The organism is Rhodococcus sp. NPDC003382 (assembly GCF_053589135.1).
The window spans coordinates 1-14,344 of record NZ_JBSFRH010000081.1 but is presented as its reverse complement, the minus strand read 5'-3'; the positions used below and the strand labels follow the sequence as shown (position 1 = coordinate 14,344).

The 14,344-nt window shown below is 68.9% G+C and carries 15 protein-coding genes; 5 read left to right on the top strand and 10 right to left on the bottom strand.

What is annotated here, in order from left to right; all coding sequences use genetic code 11:
- The first annotated feature begins 105 nt into the window (after positions 1–105).
- Positions 106–2,169: an elongation factor G-like protein EF-G2 gene (locus tag ACWDUD_RS30050; protein WP_450111697.1), complete on the top strand. Its 2,064-nt coding sequence runs from the start codon at positions 106–108 to the stop codon at positions 2,167–2,169.
- A gap of 13 nt (positions 2,170–2,182) precedes the next feature.
- On the opposite strand, the gene ACWDUD_RS30045 is transcribed toward ACWDUD_RS30050, so the two are convergent.
- Positions 2,183–2,869 carry an alpha/beta fold hydrolase gene (locus ACWDUD_RS30045; RefSeq protein WP_197252383.1) on the bottom strand — a complete coding sequence of 229 codons (687 nt, stop codon included), beginning with the start codon at positions 2,867–2,869 and terminating at the stop codon, positions 2,183–2,185.
- Between the two features lie 9 nt (positions 2,870–2,878).
- Positions 2,879–3,373, bottom strand: a complete 495-nt coding sequence (locus ACWDUD_RS30040; RefSeq protein ID WP_197252384.1) for a beta-class carbonic anhydrase — start codon at positions 3,371–3,373, stop codon at positions 2,879–2,881.
- A gap of 190 nt (positions 3,374–3,563) precedes the next feature.
- Here ACWDUD_RS30040 and ACWDUD_RS30035 point away from each other — a divergent pair, with 190 nt between their 5' ends.
- Complete coding sequence (locus tag ACWDUD_RS30035; RefSeq protein WP_197252385.1) at positions 3,564–4,223, top strand: YoaK family protein; 660 nt, start codon at positions 3,564–3,566, stop codon at positions 4,221–4,223.
- A 9-nt stretch (positions 4,224–4,232) separates the two neighbouring features.
- Here the strand turns inward: ACWDUD_RS30035 and ACWDUD_RS30030 are convergent, their stop codons facing one another.
- Positions 4,233–4,883 (bottom strand): hypothetical protein, encoded by a 651-nt coding sequence (locus ACWDUD_RS30030; RefSeq protein ID WP_450111696.1) that lies wholly within the window; start codon positions 4,881–4,883, stop codon positions 4,233–4,235.
- 324 nt (positions 4,884–5,207) lie between these two features.
- On the opposite strand from ACWDUD_RS30030, the gene ACWDUD_RS30025 reads away from it, so the two are divergent.
- Positions 5,208–5,909, top strand: coding sequence for an alpha/beta fold hydrolase (locus tag ACWDUD_RS30025; RefSeq protein WP_197252387.1), 702 nt, complete (start codon positions 5,208–5,210; stop codon positions 5,907–5,909).
- Positions 5,910–5,957: 48 nt separating this feature from the next.
- Positions 5,958–6,383, top strand: a complete 426-nt coding sequence (locus tag ACWDUD_RS30020; RefSeq protein WP_197252388.1) for a PPOX class F420-dependent oxidoreductase — start codon at positions 5,958–5,960, stop codon at positions 6,381–6,383.
- A gap of 4 nt (positions 6,384–6,387) precedes the next feature.
- Here ACWDUD_RS30020 and ACWDUD_RS30015 read toward each other — a convergent pair whose 3' ends face one another.
- Together ACWDUD_RS30015 and ACWDUD_RS30010 are read right to left on the bottom strand one after the other, a co-directional pair.
- The gene (locus tag ACWDUD_RS30015) at positions 6,388–7,416 is read right to left on the bottom strand and encodes a DNA polymerase IV (protein ID WP_248675708.1); all 1,029 of its coding nucleotides are present in this window, start codon (positions 7,414–7,416) and stop codon (positions 6,388–6,390) included.
- Positions 7,413–8,324: a pseudouridine-5'-phosphate glycosidase gene (locus tag ACWDUD_RS30010; RefSeq protein WP_197252389.1), complete on the bottom strand. Its 912-nt coding sequence runs from the start codon at positions 8,322–8,324 to the stop codon at positions 7,413–7,415. The genes ACWDUD_RS30015 and ACWDUD_RS30010 overlap by 4 nt, the downstream gene beginning before the upstream one ends.
- 141 nt (positions 8,325–8,465) lie before the next feature.
- Between ACWDUD_RS30010 and ACWDUD_RS30005 the strand changes: the two genes are divergently transcribed.
- Complete coding sequence (locus tag ACWDUD_RS30005; protein ID WP_450111695.1) at positions 8,466–9,614, top strand: serine hydrolase domain-containing protein; 1,149 nt, start codon at positions 8,466–8,468, stop codon at positions 9,612–9,614.
- Here ACWDUD_RS30005 and ACWDUD_RS30000 read toward each other — a convergent pair.
- From ACWDUD_RS30000 to ACWDUD_RS29980, 5 genes are read right to left on the bottom strand one after another with little or no spacing between them, the layout of a single operon-like run.
- Positions 9,586–10,542 (bottom strand): TauD/TfdA dioxygenase family protein, encoded by a 957-nt coding sequence (locus tag ACWDUD_RS30000; RefSeq protein ID WP_450111694.1) that lies wholly within the window; start codon positions 10,540–10,542, stop codon positions 9,586–9,588. The two genes, ACWDUD_RS30005 and ACWDUD_RS30000, sit on opposite strands and share 29 nt — an antisense overlap.
- Positions 10,543–10,585: 43 nt before the next feature.
- Entirely contained in the window at positions 10,586–11,653 is a 1,068-nt protein-coding gene (locus tag ACWDUD_RS29995) for a PhnD/SsuA/transferrin family substrate-binding protein (protein ID WP_450111693.1), read from the bottom strand.
- A 23-nt stretch (positions 11,654–11,676) separates the two neighbouring features.
- Positions 11,677–12,417, bottom strand: a complete 741-nt coding sequence (locus ACWDUD_RS29990) for an ABC transporter ATP-binding protein (protein ID WP_450111692.1) — start codon at positions 12,415–12,417, stop codon at positions 11,677–11,679.
- A complete protein-coding gene (locus ACWDUD_RS29985; protein WP_450111691.1) occupies positions 12,407–13,252 on the bottom strand; it encodes an ABC transporter permease in 846 nt (281 codons plus the stop codon). The genes ACWDUD_RS29990 and ACWDUD_RS29985 overlap by 11 nt, the downstream gene beginning before the upstream one ends.
- 2 nt (positions 13,253–13,254) lie before the next feature.
- Positions 13,255–14,190 (bottom strand): TauD/TfdA dioxygenase family protein, encoded by a 936-nt coding sequence (locus ACWDUD_RS29980; protein WP_450111690.1) that lies wholly within the window; start codon positions 14,188–14,190, stop codon positions 13,255–13,257.
- Positions 14,191–14,344: the final 154 nt, after the last annotated feature.

Genomic DNA, 14,344 nt, shown 5'->3' with positions numbered 1-14,344 from the left:
GGCGACCCCAACCGCCACAAAGGCACACGGGCGGCACAGCCGCACGGTTACCCTGGTCGGAGGCCGTGTCGAGCGGTGGCACGGATGCCACGGGAGGAGACTCCGATGCCCGACCGAACCTCGGCGCGAACCGAACGGGCGCCTGTCGTCGAACGCCCGGACCAACTGCGCAACGTCGTTCTGATCGGATGCAGTGGGGTCGGCAAGACCACCCTCGCCGAATCGCTCGCGCTCGCCGCCGGCGCCATCGGGCGTGCCGGCCGCACCGTGGACGGCACCACCATCTCGGACTTCGAACCGATCGAACAGCAGCACCGGCGATCGGTGCAGCTCGCCATGATCCCGCTGGAATGGAACGGCACCAAGATCAACCTGATCGACACGCCGGGCCACCCGGACTTCGACGCCGAGGTCCGCGCGGGCCTGCGCGCCGCGGATTCGGCGGTGTTCGTCGTCTCCGCGACCGACCCGATCAGCGCCGCGACCCGCGCGCTGTGGCGGGAATGCGCCGAGGCCGGACTCCCCCGCGGCATCGTCGTCACCAAACTCGATATCGCGCGCAGCGGCTACGAGGAGATGCTCACCGAATGCCACGACGCGTTCGGTCTCGGACCCGACACCCTGCGCCCGGTGTTCGTACCGGCGTACGACGGCTCCCGGCCGTGCGGGTCGGTGGACGTGCTGCTCGGCCGCACCTACGGTGACCCCGGCCAGACCCCGGATCTGGGGCAGATCCGGGAGAGTCTGGTCGAGGCGATCTCGGGGCAGGACGACACCCTCATGGAGCGCTACCTGGCGGGTGAAACCCTCGACACCGATTCCCTCGCCGACGGCATCCGACGCGAAATGATCTCGTGCACACTGCATCCCGCATCCGCCGCCACCGACTACGGGGTGGGTGCCGCCGAGCTCCTCGACCTGATCGCGGCGGTGTTCCCCGACCCGACGCACCGTCGGCCCGGCGCCCCGTTCGCCGATCCGGACGCCCCGCTGGCCGCGCAGGTCGTACGCGTCACCGGCGACGCGTACGTGGGGCGGATCAGCCTCGTGCGCGTCTATTCCGGCAGGCTGCGCCCCGACACGTTCGTTCGGTTGAGCGGGCCCGGCCACACCGAGGAGACCACCGAACGGATCCCGACGCTGACCAGCCCGTTCGGCAAGCAACAGCGGCCGGTGCCGGAGGCGGTCGCCGGGGACCTGGTGTGCATCGGCAAACTCGGCAACGCCGTACCCGCCGACACCCTCTGCGACCCGGACCATCCCGTCGTCCTCGATCCGTGGCCGCTGCCGGAGGCGCTGCTGCCGGTCGCCGTCGAGGGCCACACCCGAAGCGACGACGACAAGCTCGCCCAGGCCCTGTCCCGGCTGACCGCCGAGGATCCGGCGGTGCGCCTCGAAAACAATCCCGACACACACCAATTGGTGTTGTGGTGCACGGGCGAGGCCCACGCCGAAGTCGTCCTCGACCGGCTCCGCAACCGGCACGGGGTGAACGTCGACATCGTCGACTACCGGGTCGCGTTGCGCGAGACGTTCGCCGGTCCCGCGAAGGGGCACGGCCGGCTGGTGAAACAGTCCGGCGGGCACGGCCAGTACGCGGTGTGCGACATCGAGGTCGAGCCGCTACCGGTCGGCAGCGGTGTCCAGTTCGAGGAGCACGTCGTCGGCGGCGCCGTGCCCCGCCAGTTCATCCCGTCCGTCGAGAAGGGCGTGCGCAGCGCCACCGCCAAGGGTGTCGCGACCGGTCATCCGCTCGTCGACGTCAAGGTCACGCTCGTCGACGGCAAGGCCCACTCGGTCGACTCGTCGGATGCGGCGTTCCAGGCCGCCGCGGGACTCGCGTTGCGCGACGCCTCCACCCACACGACGGTGCGGGTGCTCGAACCCGTGGACGCGGTCAAGGTCGTGGTCCCCGACGACTATCTCGGCGCGGTCCTCGGCGACCTCTCGGCCCGGCGCGGCCGGGTTCTGGGCACCGAGAACGCGGGTCCGGGCACGACCCTGCTGCGCGCCGAGGTTCCCGAACTGGAACTGACGCGCTATCCCGTCGACCTGCGCGCCCTGACGCAGGGCACCGCCGAGTTCGCGCGCGGCTACCTGCGCCACGAACCGATGCCCGAATCCCTCGCCGCGCAGCACACGAGCGCCGGCAACGGCAACGGACACTGAGGCCACGCAAGAGTCACGGCACCGACGCGACCAGCAGATCGGTGAGTTCGCGCGGACACACCAGCGCCACCAGGTGACCGCTGTCGAGGACGTCCGGTTCCACGCCGACCCGCTCGCGGGCGATCCGCCGGATGAGATCGAGCGGAAACAACCGGTCGTGACGGCCGGCGACCACCCGCACCGGCACATCCGGCCATCGGTCGGCGCGCCACGCCGGTTCGAACGCCGAATCCGAGAGCACGGGCGCTTCGTGCGTGAACGCTTCCGCGACGATCTCGGCGGGCACGTCGTGGAAGAACAGTTCGCGCGGATCGAAGGGAAGGTCGGGGTCACGCCCGTCCGCGATGTCCTGTGCACGTCGGGCCTGCTCCTGACCGACTGCGCTCCACCATCCGCCGGGTGACTCGCCGGGAGCCGGGATCATCGGCGCGACGAGGATCAGCCGGTCGACGACCAGCCGCTCCGCCGCGATCACTGCGGTGAACGCGGACATGGACTGACCGACCAGGACCAGCGGCGGCTGCGCGTCCCGGGCCGCGGCGACCACCACGTCGGCGTACTCGTACTGTCCGGCGGCGTCGTCGGAGTACGGCAGGTCGACGGGAATCGCGGTGTGCCCCAGTTCCTGCAGCAGCGGCACCACCCGATGCCAGTACCACGAGTCCGATCCGGCACCGGGCAGCAGTACGAAGGTCGCCATCGCGTCCCCTCAGTCGGGCTTCACCTCGCTCAGCCGACCCGTGGCAACGTCGAAGACGAAGCCGCGCAACGATTCGGTCTGGGTGATGAACGGGCTGTCCTCGATGCGGCGCAGCGACTGCCGCACGTCCTCCTCGACGTCCGGGAAGGACTCGGGCGACCAGGACGGTTTGATGCCGATCTCGTCCTGGATCGACCGCTTGAACTCGTCGTCGGTGAATGTGAGCATGCCGCAGTCGGTGTGGTGGATGAGGATGATCTCCCGGGTACCGAGCAGTCGCTGGCTGATGGCGAGGGACCGGATCTCGTCGTCGGTCACGACACCACCGGCGTTGCGGATCACGTGGGATTCGCCTTCGCCGATTCCCAGGGCCCGGTAGACGTCCAGCCGCGCGTCCATGCACGCCACGACCGCGACGTGCTTGCTGGGAGGCAGCGGAAGCGGGCCGGTGAAGGACTCGGCGTACTTCCTGTTGTTCTCGAGGTATTCGTCGGTGACAGTCATGGGCTGTGCCTCTCGTCGACCCGGCGTCCGCGAGCGCGGACACCGTGGTCCATGGTCCTCCGCCCGGCTGTTCATGCAACAGGATTCGGATCTGCGCGCTCCGTACTCTGGACGGGCGCCGAAAACTGTGCAAGCTCCCCGCCGGTGGCCCTATGGTGGTCGAAGCACCTCGGGCGGAGGAACCCGGTTCATGGCGACGCAGACCTCGACTTCCCTTCGGTTCGCCGTCATTCTCACGATGGTCGGCGGCTACCTCGACGCATACACGTTCATCACCCGCGACGGTGTCTTCGCGAACACGCAGACCGCCAACGTGATCCTGATGGGCATCGATTTCGCCGAGGCACAATGGCGCGACGCGCTCGCGCACCTGTATCCGATCCTCGCGTTCCTCGTCGGCATCGCGGTCGCGATGCTCGTCAAGACCGGCCGCATCGAACGCCGCCTCACCCGCCCGCTGCGCTGGGCGACGGGCCTGCAGGTGATCATCCTCGTGATCGTGGGGTTCCTGCCGGACAGCGTCCACGCCGCGGCGGTCACCGTCCCCATCGCGTTCGTCGCGGCACTGCAGATGGGTCTGTATCGCATGATCGGCGAGCTGACCTACATGTCCATCGCCACGACCGGAAATCTGATGCGGCTCACCGAGGCCTGGTTCCGCGGGTTCGTCGACCACGACGAGGTGGCCCGCCGCCACACCGCCGTCTACGGCGCGATCTGCGCGTCGTTCGCGGGCGGCGCGGTCTTCGGTGCACTCGTGTCCCAGTGGATCGGCGGGCAGGCAGCGTGGGTCCCCGCCCTGATCCTGACCGTCACCCTCGTGTTGTTCCACCTCGACGAACAGGACTGACGGCGGCCGTCATTCCGTTGCGTCGCCCGTCCGCTCGCCGACCCGGTCGGGATACCAGGCGGAGAACTTGATCGCGGCGACCATCGCCGCGACCTGGATCACCCATCCCGTCCAGATGTTGTCGTCGTCGTGGAGCACCGCGTCGCCGTACCACCCCGCAGCCGCCGCGACGAGGAAGGCGAGAGCCCACGCCCCGGTGATGACGTAGTTGGTGCGCAGGAACACCGGCGAATCCCAGTACTGCGGATCGACCTCCTCCCGCGCGTACTGGATCGTGAACGGCCTCCGCGCCAGCATCGATCCGACCGCGATGAGCACCAGCGTGATGTTCGCGATCTCACCGATCCACGTCTCGAGCCACATCTGGTTGTCCACGCTCAGCGAGAAGTGGGTGATCAGCAACGCCGCGAAGAACACGACGTCCACCACACCGAGCAGTTTCAGCGACCGGCCACGGATCAGGTCCAGGACGAGGAACAGGACCGACAGGCCCAGTGCCACGGCCGCGACCCACGCGATACTGCCCGGTCCCTCGAAGACGGCGAGCACGATCCATGGGGCGAGACCGGCGAGCGGACTCTCGAGCAGTCCCTCCACGACCGGTGGGAACCGACCTTGCTGCGGGGACGAGCGTCGGGCGTTCTCGATGTCGTCGGCCATGGCGATACCTCGACGAGTTCGCGTGCAGTCGGACCTCTCGATCTTAAGGTTCGGCCCTCGATGCGCACGGGCGTTTCGCCGTCATCCGAGGACCGGACCCGCCGTGCAGGGTCCGAGTCGACGGTCGGTGTACCGAATTTTCGGGACGTCCACCGTCGTTCCGGGCCGATACGCAACCGGATTGGAGACCCCGGCAGCGACCGGCAGCCGAGCACCCGTCCGTCTGTGCTCGGGCACAACTATCCGGCCGGAACGGCGCCGAGAAAATAGGATGTGTTCCTGCCGTCAACTTTGCGCACCGGCTTCGAGCGCGGAAAGGACCCCATGGTCTCGCATTTCCAGGACGACGAATTCGCACAGCTCCCCCGGAACGCCGCCGAACTCGGGCTGACACTCGATGCTCCACCGGTGGTGCAGCGTGTCGGCACCGACATCCGCGAGGGCGTGCACGTGAGCTCGCTGCTCTGGGCCACCGAACCGCCTCGTATCGTGTTCCTGCACGACAGCGGTCAGGACGCCCACACCTGGGATGCACTCAATCTCGCGCTGGGACTGCCCGCGCTCGCCGTCGACCTGCCCGGGCACGGACATTCGACGCCGCTCGACCACCCCGACCACTCCCCCTGGAACGCGGCCGACGCGGTGGCACACGCCGTCCGCCGCTGGGCACCCGAAGCCGAAGCCGTGGTGGGCGCTTCCCTCGGCGGTCTCACGACGATCCGTCTCGCCGCGATCGTTCCGGAACTGGTGCGCCGCGCGATCGTTCTCGACGTGACGCCCTCGGCGGTGCTCGACGACGGCCAGGATCTGTCGGCGCTGTGGGACGATCTAGCGGGCATCGGGGTTCCGCTGACGCTGATCCGTGGTGGCGCATCGGATTTCGTGTCCGATTCCGATGCCGACGAGGTCCGGCGGCGCAATCCGGCCGCGCGAATCCTCGCGGTGCCGCACGCCGGTCACACCGTGCACAACGACGCGCCACGCGAACTCGCCGAGATCATCGGCTCGTCACTCGAAACCGTCTGATACACAGAATCATCCGAACTCGACCCACCACGGCTCTAGGCTGGACGCATGGCATCGACCGATCCGCTCGAAGCGCTGTTCACCACCACCAAGGTCGCGACGCTCGTCACCCTCAAGCGGGACGGACGGCCGCAGCTGTCGAACATCCTGCACCACTACGACCCCCGCACCCGCACGTTCTCCGTCTCGGTGACCGACGACCGCGCCAAGACCCGCAACATGCGCCGCGACCCGCGCGTGAGCATGTTCGTCGACTCCGCCGACGGCTGGTCGTACGCGGTCGCGGAGGGTTACGCCGAGTTGTCCCCGGTCGCGGCACTTCCGCACGATGAGACCGTCGAACAGCTGGTCGAGCAGTATCGGCAACTGCAGGGCGAGCATCCGGATTGGAACGAGTTCCGCGCGGCGATGGTGACCGAACGGCGGCTGCTGCTGCGGGTGCGCGTCGAACGGTTCTACGGCATGTCCCGCTGACCGCTCACGGCTCGACCATCACGACCCGCACCCCGATCAGCCGTACTTTCCGGTCGTGATCGAACCGGTCCAGCAACGCGACCGCGGCGTCCGAGACGACCTGCGAGTCCAACGTCGGTTCGGGCAGGGCCCGGCCGGTGGTGTGGGTGGTGAACGGCGCGTACCGGAGCTTGACCTCCACCCGCACGCCCGGTCGCTGCTCGGCGCGGATGTCCTCGGTGGCGCGGACCGCGAGCCGGCGCGCATGTTCGGCGAGTTCCGCCCAGTCGCTCACGTCGTGCTGGAACGTCACCTCCCGCCCGTGCGACCGCGCGACCCACGGCTCGGCCGTCACGGTCGCGCCGCCGACCCCACGTCCCAGTCCGACGAGCCACGGCCCGGTCTTCGGTCCGAACCGCGCCGCCAGGTCCGCTTCCGACGCCATCGCGAGATCCCGCACGGTGCGGATCCCGAGCGCGTCGAGTTTCTTCGCGGTGCGCGAGCCGATACCCCACAACGCGTCGGTGCCGCGGTCGCCCATCACCGCGAACCAGTTGTCGCGGGTGAGCCGGAACATGCCGCGCGGCTTGCCGAAGCCGGTGGCGATCTTGGCGCGCAGCTTGTTGTCGCCGATGCCCACCGAACAATGCAGTCCCGTCGCGTCGAACACCGCGGTCTGCACGGTCCGCGCGACCGCCTCCGGATCGTCGGTGTCCACCCCGAGGAACGCCTCGTCCCAGCCGAGGACCTCGACGACGACGCCGAGCCCGCGCAACGTGTCCATCACGACGTTCGACACCTCGGTGTAGGTGTCCGCGTCGACGGGCAGGAACACCGCGTCGGGGACCTTGCGGGCCGCGGTCCGCAGCGGCATCCCGGACCCGACGCCGTGCTCGCGGGCCTCGTAGGACGCCGTGGACACGACACCCCGTTCGGTCGGGTCGCCGCGACCGCCGACGATCACCGGCCGCCCCGCCAGGTCGGGGTTGCGCAGTACCTCGACCGCGGCGATGAACTGGTCGAGGTCGACGTGCAACACCCAGTGCCCGGTCACCCGGATGCCAATTCGACGGCCACCGACGCGGCGAGGGCGACGTTCGCGCGGTAGACCGCGACGTTCACGTCGAGGCTGCGGCCACCGGTGGCGTGATGCAGGTGGGCGAGCAGGAACGGGGTCGTCGCCTTCCCCGTGACCCCGGCGGCCGCGGCGGCATGCTCGGCGTCACGCAGCACCCGATCGTGCAGCGCCGGATCGAGCTGGTCCTGTTCGGGCACCGGATTGACCAGCAGCACAGCACTTTTCGAGCCGAGACGGTCGCGGGCGTCGACGATCGCCGCGGCTTCGGCGGGCGACTCCACGGAATAGTCGATCGCGCAACCGCTGTCGCGCACGTAGAAGCCGGGGAACCGCCGCGTCCGATAGCCGACGACGGGCACGCTCAGGGTTTCGAGGCGTTCCAGGGACGCCGGAATATCGAGGATCGATTTCACTCCGGCGCTGACGACGAGGATCGGTACCGATGCCAGGGTGGTCAGGTCGGCGGATTCGTCGAACGTCGACGCCGCGCCGCGGTGGACGCCGCCCAGGCCGCCGGTCGCGAAGACCCGCACTCCCGCGTGGTGGGCGAGCACCGCGGTCGAGGCGACGGTCGTGCCACCCGAGATGCCTTTCGCCGCGGCGGCGGGAAGGTCGCGGACGCCGAGCTTCTCGACGCCCGGCTCCGATCCGAGCGCGGTGATCTGCTCGTCCGACAACCCCACGGTGGGGATGCCACCGACCACGCCGACGGTCGCCGGCACCACGCCGGCGTCGCGCAGGTTCCGTTCGGCCTCGAACGCGACCTCGAGATTGCGAGGCGGGGTGAGCCCGTGCGTGAAGATCGTCGATTCCAGCGCGACGACCGGTCGCCCGTCGGCGACGGCGTCCCGCACCTGCGGTGACACGTGGATGAGCGGGTTCATCGATACTCCGATCCGTCGCCCCACACGGTAGGACGGGGCCGCGGGGACGCGGGCGGATTCGGTGATCGCGCGGACAGTCCGGCCGAGCCCGCCGCATACTGAACCGGACTAAGCGACCATCCAGTCCCATCGGAGCCCACCATGCGCAGACTCCCGATCTTCCTGGCCGCCGCCGTCGTCGCGCTGGCCTCCGCGTGCACCAGCGACGACACGACCACCTCGCCCACGACGGGCACGGAATCCCCGGAGAGCGCCGAGTCCGCGCTGGCGGACCGGTTGCAGGAAACCATCGACAGCCTGCACGGGGAGATCGGATTCCCCGGCGTCATCGCGCGGGTGATCGGCCCCGAGGGGGAATGGACCGGGACCGCGGGTGTCTCCGGCGTCGACACCCAGCAGCCCCCGACAGCGGAGGACCACACGCGCGTCGGCAGTCTCACCAAGACGATGACCGCCACCGCGATCCTGCAGTTGTGGGAGGACGGACGGCTCGAACTCACGGACCCGATCGGCAAATACGTGCCGGGCCTACCCAACGGAGACATCGCGACACTCGAGCAGCTCGCCACAATGACCAGCGGAATCCCCAGCTACACCTTCGACGAGGGGTTCCAGCAACAGCTGTTCGCCAACCCCGACGCTCCGTGGACCCCGGAACAACTCCTCGACGTGGTGCGCGGCGATCCGCCGAACTTCGCGCCCGGCGAGCAGTTCGAGTACTCCAACTCGAACTACGTCGCGCTCGGTCTCGTCGTCGAACAGGTCAGCGGGCAGAGCCTCGCGGACTACTTCCAGGAGAACCTGTTCGGTCCGCTCGGCATGTCCGAGACGTCGCTGCCCTCCGACGCGGCGTTCCCCGACCCGCACCTGTCCGGCATCACCGAACAGGGCCAGCCGGAGGGCGAGACCGCCGACGCCACGAACTGGAACCCGTCGTGGGGATGGGCGGCCGGCGCCGTGATCTCCTCCATCGACGACCTGCAGCGCTGGGCGAAGGCGCTCGGCACCGGCGAGGGCATCCTCAACCCCGAAACCCAGCAGTACCGGCTCGAGTCGTTCAACTACGACGTCCCGCCGGCCACCCCCGAACGCGCCTACGGTTTCGGCTGGGGCATCGAGAACGGCTGGCTCGAGCACACCGGCGAACTCCCCGGGTACAACACCTATGCCGGATACCTGCCGGCGTCCGGCACGATCCTGGTCGCCGCGGTCAACAGCGACATCCCTGCCGCCGACGGCACCGCCCCCGTCACCGCCGTCGTCAACGCCCTGAAGCAGGACCTCCAGTAACCGAGGAGGGTCGGAACGCCTCGAACGGCTCGCCTTCGAGGGCCACCGACTCCCGGCCGTCCGGTCCGACCGGAACGTCACCGACGAGGGTGATCCGGTACAGCCGGCGATCGTAGTCGGTGGTGAGATCGCGCGGCGCGAGGTGCACGCTGGAGCGGTTGTCCCAGAACGCGATCGAGCCCGGCGCCCACCGGAACCGCACCGTGTACTCCGGACGCGCCAGCTCGTCGTAGAACAGCTCGAGCAGCCGGCGGCTCTCGTGCGGCGACACCCCGACGATGTGGGACGTGAAACCGGGGTTGACGTACAGTGCCTTCTCCCCCGTCTCCGGGTGCACCCGCACGACCGGATGTTCGGTGAGGAGCGGCCGCTTCTCGACCCTGCGCAGGTAGTCCTCGGTGGGGGTGGTGCCCGCACCGGGACTGAACCGGTGCACGGCGCGCAGGCCGTCGGCGAGGGACCTGACCGGCGCCGACAGTCCTTCGTACGCGGCGACGGTGTTGGACCACTGGGTGTCGCCACCGTACGGGGGCAGCACCTCCGCACGCAGGATCGACGCTGCCGGCGGATTCACCGCGGCGGTGACGTCGGCGTGCCAGCCGGGCCGGTCGTAGCCGGAAGTGCTCGCGACCCGGGCCTTGAAGCGGTCGCGGAAGATCGGGTAGATCGTCGGGTAGTTCGGGTCCGGGATCGAATCGAACAGGGGGTGGGCGGGCGTTGGTGCGCCGAAGTAGTTCGCGAACCGCAGGTGCTGGTCGTGGTCGAGGTGCTGGTCGCGGAAGAACACGACCTTCCACTGCAGCAGCGCCTGCCGGACGGTGGCGATCTCGTCGGTGGTGAGTTCGCGGGTGAGGTCGAGTCCGTGGATCTCGGCGCCGGTCCAACCGGACTGCGGGCGCACCTCGATGCGGGTTGCGGCCTGGGTCATGGTGTCGCTCCTTCTCGTGTGGTTCGGGTGCGGTCGCAGACGACTACGGAAGCGGTGTGAGCGCCACTCCGTCGGTGTCGTTCTGCGCCTGGATGATCGAGTTGTAGCGGTCGTCGAGGTAGGGAGCCACGTCGACGGGCCGGTCGATGATGCCGGTGTCGAGGAGCCCGTCCGACACGGTCTGGAACAGTGCGGTGAACTTCGGTTCGATCGGGTAATACTTCGCGATGCCGGTCTTGTCGAGCAGTTCCTTGCCCTGCTCGTACGTGATGCCCTGGACACCGACGTAGTACGCCTCGACCCACTGCCCGGGGTTGGCTTCCTGCCAGTTGGTCGCCGCGACCGTCCGCCCGACGTAGTCGCCGATCGCGGCGACCTTCACGGGATCGTCGAGGATGTCGCGCCGCACCACCAGCGCGCTGATGCCGGTGTTGATGCCGGTGCCGTCACCGAGAATCGGTGGAGACCCGATCTTGTAGTACTGGTTGCCGAGGACGATCGCGGCGTCGACGGCACCGGCGACGAACGTCGGCACCACCTCCGATCCCGCGAGTTCGACGCCCTCGACGTCGGTGCCGAGTTCGAGACCGGCCCGGTCGAGCAGGCCGACGGTGATCATCTGACGGCCGGTGCCCGGCGGGTATGCGACGCGCTTGCCGCGCAGGTCTTCGAGGGTCTCGATGCCACTGCCCGGCTGCGCGACGAGGTAGTAGCCGCCGCTGCTGCCCGGATTCGCTTGTCCCGCAACGACCACGATGTCCTCGATGCCGTTGGACACGGCGATCGGAACGGGCGCTTCGCCGACGAAGCCGATGTCGGCGGCACCTGAACGCAGCGCTTCGATGACGGCGGGGCCGCCGCTGAAGTCCGCGAAGGTGACCTCGTAGGGTGCGTCGGCGCCGGCGCCGGACAGCGACCATGCGAGCGACTGGTTCCCGTTCTGTTCGGCAACAACGAGTTTCGTCCCCTCGGGGACGTCGACGGTGTTCGCGATGGTCGCTTCGGAGAGCGCTTCGCTCTCCTCGGATTCGGACAGCCCGCAGGCGGAGGCGAGCATCGTCAATGCGAGGGCGGGCAGCAGCGCCCACCGGGCCCGTGTGATTCCAGGCAACGTCATGTTCCTTCTGATGTGAGTTATCGAGCGTCGGGTTCGTCGCCGACACCGAGTTCGGCGAGCAGACGCCGTCGCAGCGCGGTGAATTCGCGCGAGTCCCGGGAACGTGGCTGCGGCACATCGACGCGGGTGGACAGGGAGATCGCCCCGTCGGTCAGCACGATCACGCGGTCCGCGAGCAGGATCGCTTCGTCGACGTCGTGGGTGACGAGCAGGACCGCGGGCCGGTACTTGCGATACAGCCGCAGCAGCAGGCCGTGCATCCGGATGCGGGTGAGCGCGTCGAGTGCACCGAAAGGTTCGTCGAGCAGCAGCAATTGGGGTTCGCGGACGAGTGCCCGCGCCAGCGCGACGCGCTGCGCTTCACCGCCGGAGAGGGTGCGCGGCCACGCGCCGGCCTTGTCCTCGAGGTGCACCTCCGCCAGCGCCGCGCGGCCCTGCTCGCGTACCGCGGCGTTGGTGGGCAGTCCGATCGTGACGTTGGTCAGCACCTTCTGCCACGGCAGCAGACGCGGTTCCTGGAACACGACCGCCTGTTTCGCGGGCACCCGGATGTGGCCCTGGACGTCGGGGTCCAGCGCGCCGAGCGCCCGCAGGAAGGTCGACTTGCCGGATCCGCTGCGTCCGAGCAGCGCGACGAACTCGCCCGCGGCGATCTCGACGTCGAGTCCGTCGAGGACGGTCTGCGCGCCGAACACCCGTCGCACACCGCGCGCGACGACGACCGTCTGGGTGTCGTTGTCCACCAGGTCAGTTGCCATCGTAGGCTCGCCTCCAGGTCAGCAGCCGGTTCTCCAGCCAGCGCACCACCGCGATCGAGAGCAGCCCGAGAATCGCGTACACGGCGATGAGCACGAACACGACGTCGATCTGGAAGTACTCGCGAGCGTCGGTCATCATGCGGCCCAGGCCCTTCTTCGCATTGATCGTCTCCGCGAAGATCAGCGAGAGCCACGCGCCGGTGAGGGCGAGACGCAGACCGACGAGGAACCCGGGCAGTGCGCCGGGCAGGACGACACGGCGGATCAGTTCGCCGCGGCCGACCCCGAACGAACGTGCCGCCTCGACGAGCCCCGCGTCGACGCTGCGGATCGCGGCGAAGGTGTTGATGTAGATGGACACCGCGACCGCCAGCACAATGAGAATGACCTTCGGCACCTCGCTGATACCGAACCAGACGATGAGCAGCGGCACCAGCGCGAAGTTCGGAACCGCCCGCAGCACTTCCATGTTGGCGTCGACGAAGTTCTCGCCGATGCGGGACAGGCCGGAAACCACGGCGAGCACCAGCCCGAGCGCGATGCCGATGAGCAGGCCGTAGCCGACGCGCAGCAGGCTGATCGTCAGGTGCTCCTCGAGCGACCCGTCGGTGATGAGCCGCCACGCCGCCGACAGCACCGACAGCGGCCGGGGCACCGTGCGTTCGTCGAAGAACCCGGTGCTGGACGCGACCTGCCAGGCCACGACGAGCAGGACCGGACCGAGCAGCCGCTGCACCGACCGCGGCACCCGCGAGGCGCGCTGGGTGCGGGCGGACAGCGCGGTGGGGTCGACGAGAGTGACTCCCGCCGAAGAATTTTCGAGGACGGTGGCCATGATCAGGCCGCCCCGAACCATTCACCCGAAATCGATTCGGACTTCACGCCGTTCGGCCCGACCGGCACGTCGCCGACGAGCGTGATGCGGTGCAGGACCCGGTCGTGGTCGAGGTGGTGGGTGTCCTGCGGCGCCAGGTGCAGGGCGGCCCGGTTGTCCCAGAACGCGACGCTGCCGGGTTCCCACTTGAACCGGACCGTGTATTCCGGGCGTGCGACTTCGGCGAACAGCAGGTCCAGCACGTGCCGCGACTCGCGCGGCGCGAGGTTCACGATCTCCCGCGTGAACGACGGATTGACGTAGACGACGCGCTCCCCGCTCTCGGGATGCACCCGCACCACGGGATGAATCGTGGCGAGCGGGTTGGTGCGGACCAGGTCCCCGATCTTCTCCGAACTGCGCTCGGCGTCGAACGCGGCGCCGAATCGGTGCTCGGCGCGCAGCTCGTCGATGAACGCCCGGACCGGTTCGCTCAGGCCCTGATAGGCGGCCGCGACGTTGCTGAACTGGGTGTCGCCGCCGAATGGCGGGATCGTCTCGGCGCGCAGGATCGAATGCGACGGCGGGTTGATCAGCGGGGTGACCTCGGCGTGCCAGTCGGGGCCGGCCGCCCCGCGGCGCTTGGTGTAGTCGGCGCCGTACCGGTGGTCGTAGGCCTTCGGTGAGACGGTGTGGATCTCGGGGAATCCCTCCGGCGCGGTGGTGCCTTCGTAGGGATGACCGGGGGTGACGTCGCCGAACTGCTTGCCGAACGCGATCTGCGAAGCGTGGTCGAGATCCTGGTCGCGGAAGAACACCACCTTCCAGCGCAGCAGCGCCTCCCGGATCGTTGCGATCTCACCGTCGGACAACGGCTGCGACAGATCCGCGCCGTGGATCAAGGCGCCGGTCCAGCCGGACAGTGGTTCGACAGTGAGTCGCTTTTCGATCGTGGTCATTTCACGCCTCCTCGGGCACCGTGGGCGGGCTGTGAATCTCTCCCCCTGTGTGCCCACGACGCTAGTGCCGCACCCGTGAACCTTTGCCCCGTTGCAGCCGACACGCCGACCACTTCCGGTGTGCCGGCCACGGCATCGGTCAACCTGGTCGAGT

Bases quoted from the DNA above. Each gene is read 5' to 3' on its own strand.
- ACWDUD_RS30050 (WP_450111697.1), top strand. From the start codon at position 106: ATGCCCGACCGAACCTCGGCGCGAACCGAACGGGCGCCTGTCGTCGAA.
- ACWDUD_RS30045 (WP_197252383.1), bottom strand. From the start codon at position 2,869: ATGGCGACCTTCGTACTGCTGCCCGGTGCCGGATCGGACTCGTGGTAC.
- ACWDUD_RS30040 (WP_197252384.1), bottom strand. From the start codon at position 3,373: ATGACTGTCACCGACGAATACCTCGAGAACAACAGGAAGTACGCCGAG.
- ACWDUD_RS30035 (WP_197252385.1), top strand. From the start codon at position 3,564: ATGGCGACGCAGACCTCGACTTCCCTTCGGTTCGCCGTCATTCTCACG.
- ACWDUD_RS30030 (WP_450111696.1), bottom strand. From the start codon at position 4,883: ATGGCCGACGACATCGAGAACGCCCGACGCTCGTCCCCGCAGCAAGGT.
- ACWDUD_RS30025 (WP_197252387.1), top strand. From the start codon at position 5,208: ATGGTCTCGCATTTCCAGGACGACGAATTCGCACAGCTCCCCCGGAAC.
- ACWDUD_RS30020 (WP_197252388.1), top strand. From the start codon at position 5,958: ATGGCATCGACCGATCCGCTCGAAGCGCTGTTCACCACCACCAAGGTC.
- ACWDUD_RS30010 (WP_197252389.1), bottom strand. From the start codon at position 8,324: ATGAACCCGCTCATCCACGTGTCACCGCAGGTGCGGGACGCCGTCGCC.
- ACWDUD_RS30005 (WP_450111695.1), top strand. From the start codon at position 8,466: ATGCGCAGACTCCCGATCTTCCTGGCCGCCGCCGTCGTCGCGCTGGCC.
- ACWDUD_RS30000 (WP_450111694.1), bottom strand. From the start codon at position 10,542: ATGACCCAGGCCGCAACCCGCATCGAGGTGCGCCCGCAGTCCGGTTGG.
- ACWDUD_RS29990 (WP_450111692.1), bottom strand. From the start codon at position 12,417: ATGGCAACTGACCTGGTGGACAACGACACCCAGACGGTCGTCGTCGCG.
- ACWDUD_RS29985 (WP_450111691.1), bottom strand. From the start codon at position 13,252: ATGGCCACCGTCCTCGAAAATTCTTCGGCGGGAGTCACTCTCGTCGAC.
- ACWDUD_RS29980 (WP_450111690.1), bottom strand. From the start codon at position 14,190: ATGACCACGATCGAAAAGCGACTCACTGTCGAACCACTGTCCGGCTGG.